Genomic DNA, 19,164 nt, shown 5'->3' on the forward strand with positions numbered 1-19,164 from the left:
CGGGCGAGTGCCTGACGCCCCCTACCTGTCGAGGATCCGCGATCAGCGGGGCACGACGAACCCCGACTCGTACGCCGCGATCACCGCCTGCGTACGGTCCCGCGTCCCGAGCTTCGCCAGGACGGCACCCACATGGGACTTCACGGTCTCGGTGCCGACGACCAGCCGCTTGGCGATCTCGGCGTTGGACAGCCCCTGTGTCATGAGCCGCAGCACCTCGGCCTCCCGCTCGGTCAGCCGGGCCCACCGAAGCGCGTCCCGCTGGTCGGCCCCGCCGTACCGGGCGGCGAGTTGCCGTACCGAGGCCGGGAAGAGCAGTGACTCGCCCTCGGCGACCAGCCGCACCGCGTGCACGATCTCGGCCGGCCGGGCCCGCTTCAGCAGAAACCCGTCGGCACCCGCGCGCAGCGCCTCGTACACGTACTCGTCGTCCTCGAACGTCGTCACCACCAAGATCTTCGGCGGTTCCGCGACCGTGCGCAGCACCGCGCGCGTGGCCTCGATCCCGTCGAGCAGCGGCATCCGTACGTCCATCGCCACCACGTCCGGCCGCAACTGCCGCACCAGCGGGATGACCGCCGCCCCGTCGGCGGCCTCGCCGACCACCCCGATGTCGGGCTGCGCCTCCAGCACGGCGCGCAGACCCGCCCGTACGAGGGGTTCGTCGTCGACGAGGAGAACGGTGACCGGCATCCGGCCAGCGTAGATCAGCGCACCGGCAGCTCGGCGTGCACCTGCCAGTCGCCCTCGTCCGGTCCGGTGCGCGCGCTGCCTCCGAGCAGGGCCGCGCGTTCGCGTATCCCACGCAGCCCGCTGCCCCGCCCGGGCCCGGGTACCCGGCCCGGCAGCGGATTGCGCACCTCCAGCCCGAGCACCCCCTCGCCCACGGTCACCCGGACCCGCACGGGCACGGCCCCCGCGTGCCGGAGCACGTTGGTGAGCGCCTCCTGGAGGATGCGATAGCCCTCCCGGGAGACCGGCCCCGGCACCGTCTCCAGCGGACCGGTGACCTCCGCGTCCACCTTCGCGCCCGAGGCCCGCGCCGACTCCAGGAGCCGGTCGGCGTGAGTGAGAGTGGGCCGCGCGTGCACCGGCTGCCGGGACTCGCGCAGTACACCCAGCACGCGCTCCAGATCCTCCAGCGCGCTCCGGCCGGTCTCCTCGATGGCGGCCAGTGCCCGGTCGGTGAACTCCGGACTCCCCGCCGCGCGGGCCGCACCGGCCTGTACGACCGCCACAGTCAGGGCGTGCCCGATGGAGTCGTGCAGCTCGCGCGCGATACGGGTGCGCTCCAGCAGTTGCTCGGTGCGCTCCTCCAGGGCCGCGAGCCGCTCGGCGGCGGACGGACCGAGCAGCCGCCGGGCCAGCCGCCGTCACCAGCTCTCCGAAGCCGACGACGGCGCCGTAGAGGGCGATCAGCGGGAGCGGGACCAGCAGGGCGTACGCCCAGTGCGGCCGGGCCGAGTCCAGGAACGGGAAGCCGCCGGGCACCTGACCCGCCGCCAGCCGGCCGAGGTCGAACGCGATGGCAGGAAGCCACACCGTCGCCAACGCCCCCGCCGAGCCGAGGACCATCCGCGCCTCCAGCCACAGCACCGTGCGCCACCGGTCCCGCCAGGTCGCCGACGGCGCCTCGGAGATCCCCGAATCCTCCTCGCCGGGCGTGAGCAGCAGCCGCGCCTGCACACCCTCGCCCCGGCGCACGGCGGGGATCAGCCCGACCGGAACCAGCACCAGCGCGGGCACCCACGGGGTCGACAGGTCGATGAAGACCATGCCGTTCCAGCCCGTACTGCACGCCGAGTGGATCAAGATCCGTACGCTGCGCTCACTCGTGGGCGGTCTCTGCGCGGTGCCGCTCGTCACCGTCGTGTTCTCCGGCCTCACGGCCGCCGGTTCCCACGGCTCCGACCCGCTGTTCTCCACGTTCGCCGGCGTGTCCTTCGGACAGATCGCGGCGGTCGCCTTCGGTGCGACGGCCGTCTCGTCCGAGTTCCAGGGCGGCGGCTACGGCTGACCCTGTCCGCCGTGCCCGACCGGCGGTGCCGGTTCGCGGCGAAGGCCACGGCGATCGCACTGCCGGTGCTCGTCGCCGGTCTGCTCACCGGCCTCGTCACCCTCGTACTGGGCACATGTCTGCTCGGGGCTGACGGACCGACCTGGACCGAAGGACTGCGCGGTGCCCTGGGCTGCGGCGTCTACCTGACGCTGATGGCCCTGCTCGCGGTGGGAGTGGCGGCCGTCCTGCGCAGCGGGACCGCGACGCTCGGCATCCTGATCCCGTTCCTGCTGATCGTGTCCTTCGTCATCGGCGACCTGGCCGCCGGCGGCGCCGACCTGCTGCCCGACCGGGCGGGCCAGGTCGTCCTGCACAGCGCCCAGGAGGGGGCCCTGGGCCCGTGGACCGGACTGGCGGTGACCGCGCTGTGGACGGCGGCCGCACTGCTTGCCGGAGCCCGGAGCGTGCGCCGACGGGACGCCTGACGGCCCGCGACCGCCCTGCCGGTGGTGAGCGGCTAGTGCCCGGTGCGGCACCAGCCCTCGGCCGCCTCCCGCAGCCGCCCGAACTCCTCCGCCATCGTCGCCGCCGTCCAGTGCGCGTTCAGTCCGCTGGGATTCGGCAGCACCCACACCCGGGTGTCCCCGATCAGTCGCTCCTGCGGCCCCACCTGGGCCGTGCGGTCGCCGAACGCCGCCCGGTAGGCCGTGACGCCCACCACCGCCAGCCATCTCGGCCGCACCCGGGTCACCTTCGCCGTCAGCAGCCGCCCGCCCTCGGTGTACTCCGCGGCCGTCAGTTCGTCGGCGCGCGCGGTCGCCCGCGCCACCACGTTCGTGATGCCGAGCCCGTACGACAGCAACTCGCCCTGTTCCGCGGGCTTCAGCAGCCTCGGGGTGAACCCGGACAGGTGCAGCACCGGCCAGAAACGGTTGCCGGGACGGGCGAAGTGGTGGCCCGTGGCAGCCGTCATCAGGCCGGGGTTGATGCCGCAGAACAGGACGTGCAGGCCGTCCGCGATCACGTCCGGGACGAGACGGTCGCGGGCGGCCTCCAGCTCCGCGTGGGTGAAGCGCGGTGAACGGGGTGAGCCGGAAGGGCGGCTCAGAGGATCGCTCCGGGGGTGTAGCCGGCGGCCTCCGGGTGCTGCTTGGCGATCTCCTCGATCCTGCCGACGACGGCACCGACCTGCGCGGCGGCCGCGCCCGTGAAGGACAGCTTGTCGGCCATCAGGGCGGCCAGCTGCTCATGGTCGAGCGGCAGTCGCTCGTCGGCGGCCAGCTTGTCGAGCAGGTCGTTGCGCTCGGCGCCCTGCTCACGCATCGCCAGCGCGGTGGCGACGGCGTTCTCCTTGATCGCCTCGTGCGCGACCTCACGGCCGACGCCCGCCCGCACCGCGCCCATCAGCACCTTGGTGGTGGCGAGGAAGGGCAGGTAGCGGTCCAGCTCGCGGGCGACGACGGCGGGGAACGCGCCGAACTCGTCGAGGACCGTCAGGAAGGTCTCCAGCAGACCGTCCAGCGCGAAGAACGCGTCCGGCAGGGCCACCCGGCGCACCACCGAGCAGGACACGTCGCCCTCGTTCCACTGGTCGCCCGCCAGCTCGCCGGTCATCGAGGCGTAACCGCGAAGGATCACCATCAGGCCGTTGACGCGCTCGCAGGACCGCGTGTTCATCTTGTGCGGCATCGCCGAGGAACCGACCTGGCCCGGCTTGAAGCCCTCGGTGACCAGCTCGTGCCCGGCCATCAGCCGGATGGTCTTGGCCAGCGAGGACGGCGCGGCCGCCAGCTGCACCAGCGCGGTCACGACCTCGTAGTCAAGCGAGCGCGGGTACACCTGGCCGACCGACGTGAACGCCTGCGAGAAGCCCAGGTGCCGCGCGATCCGGTTCTCCAGCTCGGCCAGCTTCGCCGCGTCCCCGCCCAGCAGGTCCAGCATGTCCTGGGCCGTACCCACCGGGCCCTTGATGCCACGCAGCGGGTAGCGGCCGAGCAGCTCCTCGACGCGGCCGTACGCCACCAGCAGCTCGTCGGCGGCGGTCGCGAAGCGCTTGCCGAGGGTGGTGGCCTGTGCGGCCACGTTATGGGAGCGGCCGGCCATGACCAGCTCCGCGTACTCGCCGGCCAGCTTGCCCAGCCGCGCCAGGACGGCCACCGCACGGTCGCGCACCAGCTCCAGCGAGAGCCGGATCTGCAGCTGCTCGACGTTCTCCGTCAGGTCGCGGGAGGTCATGCCCTTGTGCACGTGCTCATGCCCGGCGAGGTCGTTGAACTCCTCGATCCGTGCCTTCACGTCGTGCCGCGTGACCTTCTCGCGCTCGGCGATGGAGGCCAGGTCGACGGTGTCGAGGACCCGCTCGTAGTCGGCGATCGCCGCCGCGTCCGGCACCTCGATCCCGAGGTCCTTCTGGGCCCGCAGCACGGCGAGCCAGAGCTGCCGCTCCAGCTTCACCTTCTGCTCGGGCGACCAGAGCGTGGCGAGCTCGGCGGAGGCGTAGCGTCCGGCGAGGACGTTCGGGATGCGGGGCTTGGCGGGGGCGGCAGAAGTCACGTGTACGGAGTTTACCCACCGTCCACGGTGGTCGTCACCGTCCACGCAGTGTGAGACGTCCAGGTCAGAGGCTCCGAGGCCGTCGACTCGTGCACGGTCTGTGAGACGTGTGTAAGACGGCGGCGGCCCCGACGCGGGGGGTTGAGCACCGTAACGGGGCCTTGATCCAGCACCTTCCAGATCAAGGAGCCGGACCCGTGGAAAACGTACCCACCCCGCGCCAGGAACTCGACGAGACCGCCCACCGTCACGTCGCCATCGCCCGTCAGCTGCTCGTCGAGACGGACGGGCTCGACTGCACCGAACTCAGCGCGCAGGACCTGTGCCGTCTCGTCGGCCGCCTGGAGGTCTCATCGCGATGCTGATCCTCACCGTCGAGGGCGCCGACCGGTGACCGATAACACGGGACGGCAACCACAAGACAGCGCAGGACTGGTACCGGACCGTCAAGGCCCGTGGGTACGACCTGCACACGAACAACTGCCTCCATATGAGCATGGCCGTGTTCAAGGGGTACAGCAGCATCCTGCGCAATCCATGCCCTTGAGCTGTCCGGCAGAGCGCTGAGGGTGTTCAGCGCTACGGCGGCGTGCGGGGCCAGCAGTTGCCAGTCCGACCACGTCGGTGGGTCCTCGGGGACCGCCGGTCTCCCCGGCGGCTTCTGCTGCGGCCTTCAGCAGGCGGGCGGCCAGTTCCGTAAAAGCCGGCAGGTCCGGGCCAGGTGCCGGGCGGTTGGTGTCGCGTACCTGCGGGTGCGGCCGCGCGAGGGGCAGCGCGTCCAGCCCGGCCGCGTAGTGCCAAGTCAGCTTGGCACTTCCTCCCGCCGCCGGTCATCGCCGGCTGTGGCGGGGATGGCGTTGTCGATGAGGACGGCGGCGATGGCGGCGGCGGTGGGGAAGGCGTCGGCGTTGAGGACCCGGGTGCGGGCCGCGGCGCCGTCGAGGAGCAGCGCGAGCTGCTCGCCGAGTTGTTCAGGGGCGGTGGCGCCGGCTTCGCGGGCGGTGTCGGCGAGCCGCGCGGCGACGGCTTTCTTGTAGTCGCGTGCGTACTGGGATGCGGGGTGCTGGGGGTCGTGGAGTTCGACGGCGGCGCCGATGTAGGGGCACAGGGGAGTGGTGGGGGGGACGTCGAAGGCGGCGAGGAGCCGTTCGCGGGGCGTGAGGTCGGTGCGGTCGAACACGCCGGACAGAACGGAGGGGTCGAACCGGCGCAGGTACTCGGCGACGAGTTCGTCCTTGCCGGTGAAGTGCTGGTAGGCCGTGCGCTTGGACACCTCGGCCGCCGCGCAGAGCTGGTCCATGCCGGTGCGGTTGATGCCCTGCTCGCGGAACAGCTGCTGGGACGCGCTGAGGATGCGCTCGCGGGCGCCCCGGCCGCGGCGGCGGCCCGTGGGGCCCTTCTCCAACTCCGTCATGGGTCCATGGTACCCCGGCCGGGTAACGACCGGTGTACATAGTTTGCGCCCCGGCTGCCCGCCCCGTACGGTACGTACACAGGGCGGTGTACATAACACCGTCGTCCCAGGTGCGCACGGCACCACCGACCCAAGGGAGCGACTATGGGAAAGCTCGACGGCAAGGTAGCGGTCATCACCGGCGGCACCACCGGCATGGCGCTGGCCGGCGCGAAGCTGTTCGTCGACGAGGGAGCGCACGTCTTCATCACCGGCCGCCGCCAGGACGCCCTGGACGAGGCCGTGAAGCAGATCGGCCGCAACGTCACCGGCGTCCAGGGCGACGCCGCCGACCTGGACGACCTGGACCGCCTGTACGACACCGTCAAGCGGGAGAAGGGCAGCCTCGACGTGCTGTGGGCCAGCGCCGGCGGCGGCGAGCCCGCCCCGCTCGGCGAGATCACCGAGGCCCAGTTCGACACCTGGTTCGGGCTCAACGCCCGCGGCACCCTGTTCACCGTCCAGAAGGCCCTCCCCCTCTTCAACGACGGCGGCTCCATCCTCATGACCGGCTCCAACGCCTCCCTCGGCGCCTTCCCCGGCTGGAGCGTCTACGCCGGCAGCAAGGCCGTCCAGCAGGCCTGGGCCCGCATCTGGCTCAACGAACTCAAGGACCGCCGCATCCGCGTCAACGTCCTGACCCCCGGCCAGGTCGCCACCGCCAAGCAGGAAGAACTCTTCGACGAGGCCACCAAGCGCCAGTTCGAGTCCCTCATCCCCCGCGGCCAGATGGGCCGCCCCGACGAAATCGCCACCGCCGCCCTCTTCCTCGCCTCCGACGACTCCAGCTACGTCAATGGCATGGAACTCGTCGCCGACGGCGGCACCACCGCCATCTGAACCGAACAACACACAACCACGGCAGGACATCTCATGAGCAACATCAGCATCATCGGCACCGGAAACATGGCCCGCACCATCGGCGCGCGGGCAATAGCGGGCGGCAACACCGTCGAGGTCATGGGCCGCGATCAGTCCAAGGCCGCTGACCTGGCCAAGACTCTCGGCGGCGGCACCGCGACCGGAGAATGGGGCACCGCCCCGGCCGGGGACATCGTCATCGTGGCCCTGTTGTACAACGGCGTCGTGCCAGCCGTCGCCCAGTACGGAGACGCACTCGCGGGCAAGGTCATCGTCGACATCAGCAACCCCTTCAATTCCACGTTCGACGGGCTGGCACACCGCGAGGAGACCTCGATCGCGCAGGAAGTCGCCAAAGCGGCCCCGGCAAGCGCCAGCGTGGTGAAGGCGTTCAACACGATCTTCCGCCATGTCCTGGAGAAGGGGCGGCCCGACGTCTTCATCGCCGGCGACGATGCGCAGGCCAAGGCAAGTGTGGAGGCGTTCGTCGAGACCCTCGGACTGCGCCCGCTGGACGTCGGCGGCCTGAAAATGGCGCACTGGCTGGAAGGAGCGGGCGTGGTCACGGTAGGCCTCGCCAACCACGGGGTGGGGAACTTGGACTTCGCCCTCAGCGTCACCGAACTTCCTGTCTGAGCAAACGGTTGATGGCGCCTTTTCGGAGCGGCCACCGATCGGGGGACGGAGCTGGCGTGAGCCGGGGCGCAACGGACAGGGCTCCCGTGCTGTTGAGGGAGGGGTTCGACGTCTCAACTCAGCAGCACAGGAGCCCTGTTGGTTCCCCATCCTGCCGCACTCGACTCACACGCCTTGGTCGAGTGGGTCACGATGCTCATCGTCACCCATGAGGGTGACCGGCGGTGCAAACTCCCGCCGCATTCCCGTGCGTTGGTCACACTCGTTTACCTGCGCCGCCGCGACACCCTCGCGAGGATCGCCACGGCCTTCGGGAAATCCGTCGGCACCGCCCATGCCTACGTCACCACCGTCACCGGCCTGCTCGCCGACCGGGCCCGGGCCTGCTGAAGACGCTGCGCGACCACGATCCCGAGTTCGTCTTTCTGGACGGCACCCTGGCCGAGTGCGACCGCGTCGGCGACAGCCGCGCCGACTACTCCGCCAAGCACCGCCGCCACGGCGTGAACGTCCGGCTCATCACCGATCCGACCGGCGAGGTTCTGTGGATCTCGCCTGCACTGCCAGGCCGCACCCACGACCTGACCGCGGCCCGCACCCGCAAGATCATCCGGATCTGCGAACGCCAGGGCGTCCCCGTCCTCGCCGACCGCGCCTACACCGGTGCCGGCCCGCACGTCACCACTGGCCTGAGACGTCCGCCCGGCGGGGAACTCACCCCACCCAAGCACACCGTGAACCGTGCCCTCGCCCAGGCCCGAGTTCCCGTCGAACGCGGCATGGCGCGACTGAAATCCTGGCAGATCTTCCGCAGATCCCGCATCAGCCCCAACCGCATGACCGTCATCGCCAAAGCCGTCCTCACCCTGGAGAGGCAACGCTGAAAACGCTCCATGTCCTGCCACGGAATGTGGAGTCGATCGTGTCGCTCGCGAAGTGGCTGGGGCACTCCGACCCGGCGTTCACGCTCCGGACGTACACGCACTTCATGCCGCAGGCCGGCGGGCGTGGGCTGTCCGCCATCGAGGCGTGGTTGGCCCTCGGCCAGGGCCCGGCCGCGGGAACCGGCGTCGCCCGCGGCCAGCAGGTCGCTGAGGCGGTGGATGACCATCAGGTTCGCGATGCCGAGGCCGCGGGAGAGCTTCCACTGGCTCTGCATCCGTTCCAGCAGAGCGACGTGCCGCATGACGCGCCAGGCCTCGTCGTGGATGACCCAGCGTCGTCCTCCGGCGGGATCGGCGAGCGCGGCCTCCATCCAGGCGGAGGCGCAGGTCATCGCCAGGACGAGTGCGGTGTCATCGCCCGCGCCGCCCAGCCGGGACAGACCGATGGACAGCATTGGCGCACTCGGGTCGAACGCCGCGGTGCTCGGCGCGTCGAACAGCCCGGCCAGATCGCCGTGCACGAGGCGGCGCAGGGCGTGGGCGAGGTCCTCGACTCACGGCGTGACGTCGGTCTGTCGGCTGCAGGTGTCGTGCGGGTGAGGCTCCGCGTTCAATCGGTGCATGGCATCCGGGCGAGGCTCTGGGTTAGGGCCCTACCTGTCGCCAGTCCGTCACAGGGCCGGGGTTTGTGTGGTCCGCAGGGGTGACCCAGAAGGCTTTGCCCAGCTCAGCGCTAAAGTGGGCGCCTGCCCGGCCGTCGCCGGAGGAGCGGCCGGTCAGGCGGCGGCCTATCCACGGCAGCAGGTACTGCCTGGTGAAGCGGGCGTCCTCGACCCGGCGCGCGACCCAGCCGGGCGGCGGTGTGGTCGGCATCGGCGTGTGCCACTCGCTGTCCTCGGCCTCGTAGCCGAGGGTCTGCCAGACCGCCTCGGCGACCCGGCGGTGCCCCTCGGCCGTCAGATGCAACCGGTCCACGTCCCACATCCGGGGGTCGGCCAGCGAGGGGGCGCCGTACAGGTCGACCACGAGGGCGCCGTGCTGTCCGGCGAGGTCCTCGACGCAGGCGAACAGCTCCTCCATGCGCGGCCGGAACCGTTCGAGGACCGGGCCCTGGCGGCCGGGGCTGCGCATCAGCACCAGCTGCTCGCAGGCCGGCGCCAGCCGTTCCACCGCTTCGGTCAGCAGGTCCCGGACCCGGCCCATGTCGCACTTGGGGCGCAGGGTGTCGTTGAGGCCGCCGACCAGCGTGATCACGTCCGGCCGCATCGCGACCGCCACGTCGACCTGCTCCTCGACGATCTGCCCGATCAGCTTGCCGCGCACCGCGAGGTTGGCGTAGCGGAAGCCGGGGGTGCGGGCGGCCATCCGGGTGGCGAGGACGTCGGCCCAGCCCCGGTACGTGCCGTCGGGTTGCAGGTCCGACATGCCCTCGGTGAAGGAGTCGCCGACGGCGACCAGGCTGGCATGTGTGGGAAGCGCGGGGTGCACAGGGTTCTTCTGCATGGCGACAGAGATGGTATCCCGAGGCGCATACCCGTCAGTCGGTACCTCCCCGGAGGGGGCTACGCATGCTGCCCGAACAGCTCCCGCAGCACGTCCTCCATCGTCACCAGCCCCGCCAGCCGTCCGTCGTCGCCGAGCACGCCCGCCAGATGGGTGCGGCTGCCCCGCATCGCGGTGAGCACGTCGTCCAGCGGGGTGTTCTCCCGCACCCGTGCGATGGGCCGCATGTCCCGCAGCCGGAACGCCTCGTCCCGGGGCGAGGCGTCCAGCGCGTCCTTGACGTGCAGGTAGCCGACGATCCGCCGCCCCTCGTCGACCACCGGGAACCGGGAGAACCCCGACTCCGCCGACAGCCGCTCCAGCTCCTCCGGGGTGACGCCCACGCGCGCGTAGACGACACGTTCCAGCGGCACCACCACGTCCCGCACCGGCCGGCGGCCCAGCTCCAGGGCGTCGTGCAGCCGTTCCTGGGCCCGGTCGTCGATCAGGCCCGCCTCGCTGGCGTCCTTGACGATCTCGGCGAGTTCGGTGTCCGTGAAGGTCGCCGCGACCTCGTCCCTGGTCTCCACCCGCAACAGCTTGAGCAGGCCGCTCGCGAAGGCGTTCACCGTGAAGATCACCGGACGCAGCGCCCGGGAGAGCGTGACCAGGGGCGGTCCGAGCAGCAGCGCGCTGCGCACGGGCTCGGCGAGCGCCACGTTCTTCGGCACCATCTCGCCGAGCAGCATGTGCAGATAGGTCGCCAGCGCCAGCGCGATCACGAAGGACACGGCATGGCCGGCGCCCTTGGGCACGCCGACCGCGTGGAACACCGGCTCCAGCAGATGGGCGATGGCCGGCTCGGCGACCACACCCAGTACCAGCGTGCACAGCGTGATGCCGAGCTGGGCGGCGGCCAGGAGCGCGGACACGTGCTCCAGGCCCCACAGCACGCTCTTGGCCCGCCGGTCGCCCGCCTCGGCGTGCGGCTCGATCTGGGAGCGGCGCACGGAGATCAGCGCGAACTCGGCGCCCACGAAGAAGGCGTTGACGACCAGCGTCGCGAAACCGATCAGCAGCTGTACGACGGTCACCGGCGCCCCTCCTGTTCCTGCGCGTCGGCGAGCGGTGCGTGCAGCAGCACCCTGGCCGCCCGCCGCCCCGACGCGTCCACCACGTCGAGCCGCCACCCGGCGACCTCGACGCCGTCCCCGGTCTCGGGTATCCGCCCCAGCTCGGCCGCGACCAGCCCGGCCAGCGTCTCGTACGGCCCCTCGGGCGGCCTCAGGCCGACGCGCGCGAGCTGGTCCATACGGGCCGCGCCGTCCGCCGAGTAGAGCACGCGGCCCTGCTCGTCGGCGCCCGCGGGAGCGAGATCGGGCGTCTCGTGCGGGTCGTGCTCGTCGCGGACCTCGCCGACGACCTCCTCGACGATGTCCTCCAGGGTGGCGACCCCGGCCGTACCGCCGTACTCGTCGATGACGACGGCCATGGTGCGCCGGCCGCCGAGGCGGTCCAGGAGACGGTCGACGGTCAGGGACTCGGGGACCAGCAGGGGCTCGCGCATCACCTGGGCCACCCGCACCCGGGCCCGCTCCTCGACCGGCATGGCCACGATGTCCTTGATGTGGGCGGTGCCGACGACCGAGTCCAGGCTGTCCCGGTAGACCGGGAAGCGGGACAGGCCGGTCGCCCGGGTCGCGTTCGCCACGTCCTCGCAGGTCGCCCGGACCTCCAGGGCGACGACCTGGACGCGCGGGGTCATCACGTTCTCGGCGGTGAGATCGGCGAGGTTCAGCGTGCGCACGAACAGCTCGGCGGTGTCGGGCTCCAGCGCGCCCTGCTTGGCGGAGTGCCGGGCCAGCGCGGCCAGCTCCTGGGGACCGCGCGCGGAGGCCAGCTCCTCGGCGGGCTCCACGCCGAACCGTCGTACCAGTCGGTTCGCGGTGTTGTTCAGGTGCGTGATGAACGGGCGGAAGGCCGCACTGAACCAGCGCTGGGCGTTGCCCACCCGCTTGGCCACGGCCAGCGGCGAGGAGATCGCCCAGTTCTTGGGCACCAGCTCGCCCACGACCATCAGGAACACCGTGGACAGCGCGGTGCCGATCACCAGCGCGAGCGAACTCGCCGCCGACCGCGCGATGCCCACCGCCTCCAGTGGACCGGCCAGCAGCTTGGCGATCGACGGCTCGGCGAGCATGCCGACCACCAGGTTGGTGACCGTGATGCCGAGCTGCGCCCCCGAGAGCTGGAACGTCAGCTGCCGTACGGCCTTGAGGGCGCCCGCCGCCCCGCTCTCGCCGCGCTCCGCGGCACGCTCCAGTTCACCGCGACCCACCGTGGTCAGCGAGAACTCGGCCGCGACGAAGGCACCGCAGGCGAGCGAGAGCAGGATCGCCACCAGCAGGAGGAGCACTTCGGTCATCGGGTCACCTCCGTCCCATGATCGGACAGGGCGGCCGGGACCGCGCGGTGTTGCCGGGACAGAGGACCGGGAGGCTCGCCCATGGGCGGACGCTCACACACCTTTCATCGAGGAAGGGGACGATCCCTCAATGGTAAAGGATCGGCAAAGCATGCCACTCGGAAGCTTCCGCCGGCGGCCTCGGCCGGCCTCCGCCGCCCGCCGTCCGCCGCCCGCCGGGCAAGGCGCGTGGTCTCGTCGCGCACCGGCACCATCTTGTGCCCGCGCCCCGCCCGCCGGGCAAGGCGCGCGGTCTCGTCGTGTACCAGCACCACCGCGTTCTCGCGCCGCCCACCCAGCCGTACGAGCCGCTTCGCGATGGCTGCCGGCAGCGCCGGCCGTCGAATCGTGGTTGCTCGCGAACGTCGCCTCGCCTGTCTCTGTGGTTGCTCGCGAACGTCGCCTCGTCTGTCTCTGTGGTTGCTCGCGAACGTCGCCCTGCCTGTCTCTACAGGGGCTTGACCCAGCGTCGCCAGTGGTCCTCGCGGTGGTAGCCGGCGGCGGCCCAGGTGTGGTGGGCCTGTTCGTTGGCTTCCAGGACCATGGCGTCGACGCGTCGTCCGCCCAGGGAGGCGAAGCGTCGCTCCGCGGCTTCCAGCAGGGCGGTGGCGATGCCCTGCCTGCGGTGGTCGGGATGTACGGCGAGTCGGTAGGCGGAGCAGCGCCATCCGTCGAAGCCGGCTATGACGGTTCCGGTGAGGAGGCCGTCGCGCTCGGCGAGGAGCAGGGCTTCGGGGTCCCGGGTGAGGAGTCGGGTCACTCCTTCGTGGTCGTCGCTGATGCTCGTGCCTTCCGCGGCGTCGCGCCAGAACTTCAGCACGGTGTCGATGTCCGAGAAGGTGGCGCGGCGGATGTGCAGATCGCTCATGGGGTGAGCCAAGCAGGGCGCTCGGCTGTCTGGCGAACGGGTTTTTCGAACCTGCCTCTCCTGCTCGATGCCCCGGCGCGGCCCCAGGTTTCCGCGAGCCGCGAGCCCGTCGGCCGAATCCTCCCGGTGGCTCGGGGGCCCGGGCGGATTCCCCTATGCCGACAGCTCCGCCAGCACCGGCGCGAAAGCCTCCATGTGCGGCTCCAGGACGGTCAGATAGGAGAACCCGTACCGCTCGCGCAGCCCCCGCACCCGCCCGACGACCTCCTCCAGGGTGCCGACGAGGACCGTGGGCAGGTCGAGGGCCTGGGTCAGGGTCAGTTCGGGCCGTCGCCCCAGGAGCGGGGCGAGTGCGGACTGCGGGTCGTCGGTGATCGCCACGACCTGGATGAGCAGGTTCCGTTCGGCGGGTTCCTTGCGGCCCGCAGCCAACTCCCCGTAGCGGGCGACCCGCTCGTCGAGTTCCTCCGCCGGGACCGGCTCCAGGCGACCCTCCGTGTTTCCCGGTACCAGACGGGCCCCGGCGAAGGCCGCGATGTCCGCGTGCTCGGCGGTCAGCCGCAGCATCCGGTCGCCGTTGCCACCGATCAGCAACGGCACCCGGCACTCGTCCGACGTGAGCAACTCCTCGACCGTGCGCCGCAGATGATCCACGCGCTCGCGCGGCGAGCCGAACGGCAGCCCGGCGCGCTCGTGCTCCGCCTGCACATACCCGGTGCCGAGCCCGAGTTCGAGACGGCCGCCGGTCAGCGCGGCGGTCGTCGCCACCTCGCGGGCCAGCAGCACCGGGTTCCAGAAACCCGCGTTGAGCACGAAGGTGCCGAGGCGGGGCCGTTCGGTCGCCCCGGCAGCCGCGACCAGCGCCGGGAAGGGCGCCGGCATCCCCAGATGGTCGGGGACGAGGAGTACGTCGTATCCGAGTTCCTCGGCGCGCCGGCACTTCGCGCGCCACTCGGCGGCCGACGCGGGCGTGAGCAGGTTGACCCCGAAGCGGAACGGACGCGACATGAACTCTCCTCAGCGGTCCGGGACGTGAGCGCCACGATTCCATCACTCGTGCGCGATGGCCGCCAGCACATTCATGCGCGATGCACGCAACGCCGGCAACAGCGCCGCCACGATGCCCACGACCGCCGAGCCGATCACCACCGCGACGATCGTGCCCCACGGGATCGCCAGGGCCTTCATGCCCTGGAGGGCCAGCACCTGCTGGGTGCACACACCCCACACCAGGCCGAGCGCGAGCCCGAGTACCGCGCCGAACACCGCGATCACCACCGACTCCAGCCGGATCATCCGGCGCAGCTGCCGCCGGCCCAGCCCGATCGCGCGCAGCAGCCCGATCTCCCGGGTGCGCTCCACGACCGACAGGGCGAGCGTGTTGACCACGCCGAGCACGGCGATCACGATCGCAAGCCCCAGCAGCGCGTACACCAGGTAGAGCAGCACGGCGATCTGGTCGTGGACCAGTTTCTTGTAGTCGGCCTGGTCGCGGACCTGCACCTGCGGGAACGGTGCGAGGGTCTTCTCCAGGTTCGCGCGGAGTCGGTCCACACTCGTGCCCGGCGCGTGGTTGACGTACAACGACGAGTCCTGGCCGCCGGGCACGTACTTCTCCACGGTGGCGATGCCGAAGAACAGCCCGCCCTGGGTGCCGAAGCCGCTGCCGCTGTCCTGGTCGGTGAGGGCGCCCACCTTCATCTCCGCGCTCTTCCCGCCCTGGAACTCGACCGGGAGCACGCTGCCGAGGCGCACCGCGTGGTCCGCGGCGAAGGTGGCGTCCATGCCGATACGGCCGGCGGCCAGTGCGGCCGCGGTGTCGCCGCCCTTGTAGGCGACATGGGCGACCTCGTCGACCTGCTGGTCGTACCCGGCGGCGGTCGTGGTGACCCGCTTGCCGTCCGGCAGCCGTACCGCCACCGGCGCGAACCGCTGCCGTACGACGAGACCGACGCCGTCGGTGCCGCGCACCTTGTCGGTGACCTCCTGGGTGAACGGGAGGAAGTTGCCGTTCTGGACGATGAAGTCGGCGCCCAGCGTCTTGTCGATCTGCTGGTCGAAGGACTTGGACATGGAGGCGCTGGCCACCGACATCCCGCCGACCAGGGCGAGCCCCACCATGAGCGCGGCGGCGGTGGCGCCGGTGCGGCGCGGGTTGCGCAGGGCGTTGCGCTGGCTCATCCGGCCCACCGAGCCGAAGAGCGCGGGGAAGGCCGCGCCGAGGACCCGGATCACCGGGCGTACCAGCAGTGGGCCCGCGATGACCGTCGCGAGCAGCGTCAGCACCACCCCGAGGCCCAGCAGCGAGGCGGCCGAGGCGGTCTTCGTGGCCGCCGCGCAGCCCGCGAGGGCCGCCGCCCCGAGCGCCCCGACGACCGCGCCGACGATCGCGCGTGTCTTCAAGGGCTTGCCCACCCCGGCGATCTCGGCGTCCGCGAGCGCCGCCATCGGCGACACCGTGGCCGCGCGCCGGGCGGGCAGATAGGCGGCGACGAAGGTGACGCCGACGCCCACGACGTAGGCGGCGACGGGGGTGCCCCAGCCGATGACCATCTCGGTGGTCTTGAGGTTCATCCCGAACGCGCTCATCAGCTTGATCAGCCCGAGCGCCAGCCCGATGCCGGCGCCCAGACCCAGCGTCGAACCGACCAGCCCGAGCAGCACCGCCTCGGTGAGCACGGACCGCCGTACCTGACGCCGGTCGGCGCCCAGCGCACGCAACAGGCCCAGCTCGCGGGTGCGTTGGGCGATCAGCATGGAGAAGGTGTTCACGATCAGGAAGACACCCACGAGCGTGGCGATGCCGGCGAACCCGAGCATCACGTACTTGATGACGTCGAGGAAGCCGCCCAGGTCCGCGGCGGAGGACTTCGCCTGCTCGTCGGCGGTCTTCAGGTCGTACGCACCGGTGCCGATCGCCTCGCCGACCCGGCGCTTCAGCTCGGCGTCCGTGACACCTGGCGCCGCGTCCACCGAGATGCTGGTGGCCCGGTCGGCGGAGCCCAGCAGTTCCTTCGCGGCGACCGACGGGTCGAGGAAGACCAGGGCCGCACCGGGGTTGGTGGTGGTGAAGGTGGCGATGCCGACGATCTCCACCTCGAAGGTGCCGGGCTGGGCCTGCACGGTCAGGGTGTCGCCGACGCGTACGTGCTTCTTGTCGGCGGTGTCCGCGTCGAGCAGCGCCTGGCCGGCGCCCTGCGGGGCGTGCCCCGAGGTGAGCTTCACGGGGCTGCGGTGGGTGAGGTACCAGTCGGTGGCGATGGTCGGGGCGCCGGTGGTCGGGCCGACCGACTTGTTGTGGCTGTCGACCACCACGATGTTCTGCACGGACACGTCCGCGTGGCTGCCCGCGACCCCGTCGACCTTGGCGACCTGGTCCTTCAACGCAGCCGGTACGGTCTGCACGGCACCGGTCGGCACCGACGACTTGAGGTCCTCCTTCGGCTCCACGGTCACATCGGCGGAGGTGGAGGCGAAGAGCCGGTCGAAGGTACGGGTGACGGTGTCGGAGAAAATCAGGCTGCCCGCGACGAACGCCACGGACAGGACGATGGCCAGCGCGGACAGCAGCAGCCGTCCCTTGTGGGCCAGGAAACTCCGCAGGGTTGCCTTGAGCACCGGGTCAGTCCTCCTCGGGCCCCGCGGACCCGCGTCCCGTGTCGGATCCGGGGGGCTGGGGCCGCGTGGCGGAGCCGCTGGTGTCAGCGCTCCCAGGGAAAAGGCGCATGCGTTCCAGCACGGCGTTCGCCGTCGGACCTGCCATCCGGTCCACCACCCGGCCGTCCGCGAGGAAGAGGACCAGGTCGGAGTGGGCGGCGGCGCCCGGGTCGTGGGTCACCATGACGACCGTCTGCCCGAGCTGGTCGACCGCGTCCCGCAGAAAGCCCAGCACCTCCAGGCCGGCCCGCGAGTCCAGGTTGCCGGTCGGCTCGTCGGCGAAGATCAGTTCCGGCCGGGAGGCCAGCGCCCGCGCGCAGGCCACCCGCTGCTGCTGCCCGCCGGACAGCTGCGCGGGCCGGTGCTTGAGCCGGTCCCGCAGCCCCAGTGTGTCGATGACCTGGTCCAGCCACTTCCCGTCGGGCTTCCTGCCCGCGATGTCCATGGGCAGGGTGATGTTCTCGGCCGCGTTCAGCGTCGGGATCAGGTTGAACGACTGGAACATGAACCCGATCCGGTCCCGGCGCAGCCGCGTCAGCTCGCGCTCCCGCAGCCCCGTTATCTCGGTGCCGCCGAGCCAGACCTGACCCGCCGACACAGTGTCCAGCCCCGCCAGACAGTGCATCAGCGTGGACTTGCCGGAGCCCGACGGGCCCATGACCGCGGTGAAGCGGCCGCGTGCGATGTCCACGTCCACCGAGTCGAGTGCGAGCACTGACGTCTCACCCGCGCCGTACGCCTTGGTCAGCCCCCGTGCCCGGGCTGCTGTCCCCTCGGCGGCGGGCGCCTCCGCAGCAGGTGTGGCCAAGACTGCCTCCTAGCTCGCGCGGCCTCTTTGTCCGGGTCGAGCGTAGTGTGACGCGTCCCACAGGCGGTATCACTTTTCGGTTCCGATGCGCGCTTGCCGCTGCTAGCACAACCGCGCTAGCGTCTAGGTATGGCGAAGACCCAGTTGAACGTGCGCGTGGACGAGGGCACCGCCAAGGCGGCCCGTGAGCGCGCCCTCGCGCGCGGCATGAGCGTCAACCGCTACATAGAGGAACTGGTCATGCAGGACACAGGTGAAGCGGGCCGTACGTTCGTCGAGGCCGCCGCCGACTTCATGAAGCAGTACGAGTCCGTCTTCGCGGAGGAATTCGGCGAAGCGCAGGGTCCCGACACGTCCGACAAGACCGAAGGCCGTCACTGATCCCTTGAGCGACCTGACCATCGACCTCGCCTGGCTCCTCATGCTCGCCGAGCAGAAGACCCCGGGGGACCCCCAGGTCACCGACTGGGGTGCGCTGATCGCGGCCGTCGCCAGGCACCAGGCCGAGATATTCGATGTCCCCGTCTACGACACCCCGCAGGCCCGTGCCGCCGCCCTGCTCCAACTCCTCATCCACGTCCCGGCCCTTGAGCGTTCGAACGCCCTCTTCGCGTCCTCGGTCGCCTACGCCTATCTGGTCGCCAGCGGCCTCAAGGTCGCCACCTCGCCCGAACAGGTCCGCGATCTGGCCCGGTTGGTGAAGACGGGCGAGGCGAGCGTGTCCGACATCGCGGAGGAGCTGCGCCGCTGGAGCCTGTGAGCGGGATCCCGGTGAGGATTGCGCTCAGGACTCCGGGGGCTTGCGTGCGACGCCCAGCACACAGTAGGAGGACGGCAGCCGCAGGCCGTTCTCCGGCAGGAACACCCGCCGGTACGGGCCGAGTTCGAACCCGGCCGTGCGCAACTCCGCGATCGGCTCCCGGGACAGATGGCAGCCGCCGCTCAGCAGCGGCCACACCGTCCGGTCCAGCGCCCGCTGGGTGAACAGCATCGCCGGGCCGCCGCCCCGCCCGTGCTCGAAGAACCGCAGCTCACCGCCCGGCCGCAGCACCCGCCGTACCTCCGCGAGCGCCCGTGGCAGATCCCGCACGCTGCACAGGACCAGGGAGAGCACCGCCGCGTCGTACGCCTCGCTCTTCACCGGCAGCGCCTCCGCCGCGCCCGGTACCACGTCCACCGGGACCTCGGCGCGGACCGCCGCCTGTGCCGCCAACTTCCGCAGGGAGCGCTCCGGTTCGATCGCGACGACCTCCGCCACCGAACCGGGATACCGCGCGAAATTGAGCCCGTTGCCCGCGCCGATCTCGATCACCCGCCCGGACAGCCCGGAGAGCAGCCGCTCCCGGGTCGCCGCCATACCGAGCCCGGTCTCGGCGGCCACACTGCAGCGGGCGTAGAAACGGGCGAACAGCGGGTGGTGGACGGGATCACGCACCGGGTTCCCGGCACCGGTGGACATCAGCCGCATGACGATACCTCCCGACGGGAGCAGGTCTACG

At 71.3% G+C, this 19,164-nt stretch carries 17 protein-coding genes and 4 pseudogenes; 7 read left to right on the forward strand and 14 right to left on the reverse strand.

Features of this window, described 5'->3' with window-relative positions; translation table 11 throughout:
* Window positions 1-42: 42 nt before the first annotated feature.
* Together AB0D59_RS07345 and AB0D59_RS07350 are read right to left on the reverse strand one after the other, a co-directional pair.
* Complete coding sequence (locus tag AB0D59_RS07345) at window positions 43-693, reverse strand: response regulator transcription factor (protein WP_362561937.1); 651 nt, start codon at window positions 691-693, stop codon at window positions 43-45.
* A 14-nt stretch (window positions 694-707) separates the two neighbouring features.
* Window positions 708-1,773 (reverse strand): annotated as a pseudogene (locus AB0D59_RS07350) (histidine kinase); the annotation flags it as partial.
* A 1-nt stretch (window position 1,774) separates the two neighbouring features.
* On the opposite strand from AB0D59_RS07350, the pseudogene AB0D59_RS07355 reads away from it, so the two are divergent.
* A pseudogene (locus AB0D59_RS07355) lies at window positions 1,775-2,484 on the forward strand (ABC transporter permease).
* Between the two features lie 32 nt (window positions 2,485-2,516).
* On the opposite strand, the gene mug reads toward AB0D59_RS07355, so the two are convergent.
* Both mug and purB read right to left on the reverse strand, forming a co-directional pair.
* Entirely contained in the window at window positions 2,517-3,023 is a 507-nt protein-coding gene (gene mug / locus AB0D59_RS07360; protein ID WP_362561940.1) for a G/U mismatch-specific DNA glycosylase, read from the reverse strand.
* Window positions 3,024-3,103: 80 nt separating this feature from the next.
* Window positions 3,104-4,552 carry an adenylosuccinate lyase gene (purB, locus tag AB0D59_RS07365; RefSeq protein WP_362561943.1) on the reverse strand — a complete coding sequence of 483 codons (1,449 nt, stop codon included), beginning with the start codon at window positions 4,550-4,552 and terminating at the stop codon, window positions 3,104-3,106.
* A 197-nt stretch (window positions 4,553-4,749) separates the two neighbouring features.
* Here purB and AB0D59_RS07370 point away from each other — a divergent pair, with 197 nt between their 5' ends.
* The gene (locus tag AB0D59_RS07370; protein ID WP_362561946.1) at window positions 4,750-4,917 is read left to right on the forward strand and encodes a hypothetical protein; all 168 of its coding nucleotides are present in this window, start codon (window positions 4,750-4,752) and stop codon (window positions 4,915-4,917) included.
* 437 nt (window positions 4,918-5,354) lie between these two features.
* Here AB0D59_RS07370 and AB0D59_RS07375 read toward each other — a convergent pair whose 3' ends face one another.
* Window positions 5,355-5,966 (reverse strand): helix-turn-helix domain-containing protein, encoded by a 612-nt coding sequence (locus AB0D59_RS07375; protein ID WP_362561949.1) that lies wholly within the window; start codon window positions 5,964-5,966, stop codon window positions 5,355-5,357.
* A 144-nt stretch (window positions 5,967-6,110) separates the two neighbouring features.
* On the opposite strand from AB0D59_RS07375, the gene AB0D59_RS07380 reads away from it, so the two are divergent.
* The 3 genes and pseudogenes from AB0D59_RS07380 to AB0D59_RS07390 all read left to right on the forward strand — a co-directional run bounded on the left by AB0D59_RS07380 (window position 6,111) and on the right by AB0D59_RS07390 (window position 8,386).
* Window positions 6,111-6,845, forward strand: coding sequence for an SDR family oxidoreductase (locus tag AB0D59_RS07380; protein WP_037738440.1), 735 nt, complete (start codon window positions 6,111-6,113; stop codon window positions 6,843-6,845).
* A 33-nt stretch (window positions 6,846-6,878) separates the two neighbouring features.
* On the forward strand, window positions 6,879-7,502 hold the full coding sequence (locus AB0D59_RS07385) for an NAD(P)-binding domain-containing protein (protein WP_362561952.1): 624 nt from the start codon (window positions 6,879-6,881) through the stop codon (window positions 7,500-7,502).
* A 138-nt stretch (window positions 7,503-7,640) separates the two neighbouring features.
* A pseudogene (locus AB0D59_RS07390) lies at window positions 7,641-8,386 on the forward strand (transposase family protein).
* A gap of 152 nt (window positions 8,387-8,538) precedes the next feature.
* On the opposite strand, the pseudogene AB0D59_RS07395 reads toward AB0D59_RS07390, so the two are convergent.
* From AB0D59_RS07395 to AB0D59_RS07430, 8 genes and pseudogenes are all read right to left on the reverse strand, one after another.
* Window positions 8,539-8,934 (reverse strand): annotated as a pseudogene (locus AB0D59_RS07395) (ATP-binding protein); the annotation flags it as partial.
* Window positions 8,935-9,031: 97 nt separating this feature from the next.
* A complete protein-coding gene (locus AB0D59_RS07400; RefSeq protein ID WP_362561955.1) occupies window positions 9,032-9,889 on the reverse strand; it encodes an SGNH/GDSL hydrolase family protein in 858 nt (285 codons plus the stop codon).
* 59 nt (window positions 9,890-9,948) lie between these two features.
* Entirely contained in the window at window positions 9,949-10,962 is a 1,014-nt protein-coding gene (locus tag AB0D59_RS07405) for a hemolysin family protein (protein ID WP_362561958.1), read from the reverse strand.
* Window positions 10,959-12,293: a hemolysin family protein gene (locus AB0D59_RS07410; protein ID WP_362561961.1), complete on the reverse strand. Its 1,335-nt coding sequence runs from the start codon at window positions 12,291-12,293 to the stop codon at window positions 10,959-10,961. Before AB0D59_RS07410 ends, AB0D59_RS07405 begins: the two co-directional genes overlap by 4 nt.
* 487 nt (window positions 12,294-12,780) lie before the next feature.
* Window positions 12,781-13,200 (reverse strand): GNAT family N-acetyltransferase, encoded by a 420-nt coding sequence (locus tag AB0D59_RS07415; protein WP_362561964.1) that lies wholly within the window; start codon window positions 13,198-13,200, stop codon window positions 12,781-12,783.
* A gap of 153 nt (window positions 13,201-13,353) precedes the next feature.
* A complete protein-coding gene (locus AB0D59_RS07420) occupies window positions 13,354-14,208 on the reverse strand; it encodes an LLM class F420-dependent oxidoreductase (protein ID WP_362561967.1) in 855 nt (284 codons plus the stop codon).
* 42 nt (window positions 14,209-14,250) lie between these two features.
* Complete coding sequence (locus tag AB0D59_RS07425) at window positions 14,251-16,818, reverse strand: ABC transporter permease (protein WP_362561970.1); 2,568 nt, start codon at window positions 16,816-16,818, stop codon at window positions 14,251-14,253.
* A 4-nt stretch (window positions 16,819-16,822) separates the two neighbouring features.
* Entirely contained in the window at window positions 16,823-17,665 is an 843-nt protein-coding gene (locus AB0D59_RS07430) for an ABC transporter ATP-binding protein (RefSeq protein WP_362561972.1), read from the reverse strand.
* Window positions 17,666-17,794: 129 nt separating this feature from the next.
* Here AB0D59_RS07430 and AB0D59_RS07435 point away from each other — a divergent pair, with 129 nt between their 5' ends.
* Window positions 17,795-18,046, forward strand: coding sequence for a toxin-antitoxin system HicB family antitoxin (locus tag AB0D59_RS07435; protein WP_351698264.1), 252 nt, complete (start codon window positions 17,795-17,797; stop codon window positions 18,044-18,046).
* Window positions 18,047-18,050: 4 nt separating this feature from the next.
* On the forward strand, window positions 18,051-18,425 hold the full coding sequence (locus AB0D59_RS07440; protein WP_351698266.1) for a fic family toxin-antitoxin system, toxin component: 375 nt from the start codon (window positions 18,051-18,053) through the stop codon (window positions 18,423-18,425).
* Between the two features lie 24 nt (window positions 18,426-18,449).
* On the opposite strand, the gene AB0D59_RS07445 is transcribed toward AB0D59_RS07440, so the two are convergent.
* Window positions 18,450-19,133, reverse strand: coding sequence for a class I SAM-dependent methyltransferase (locus tag AB0D59_RS07445; protein ID WP_362561975.1), 684 nt, complete (start codon window positions 19,131-19,133; stop codon window positions 18,450-18,452).
* Window positions 19,134-19,164 lie beyond the last annotated feature (31 nt).

This window comes from Streptomyces sp. NPDC048417 (assembly GCF_040651615.1).
Classification (GTDB): Bacteria; Actinomycetota; Actinomycetes; order Streptomycetales; family Streptomycetaceae; genus Streptomyces.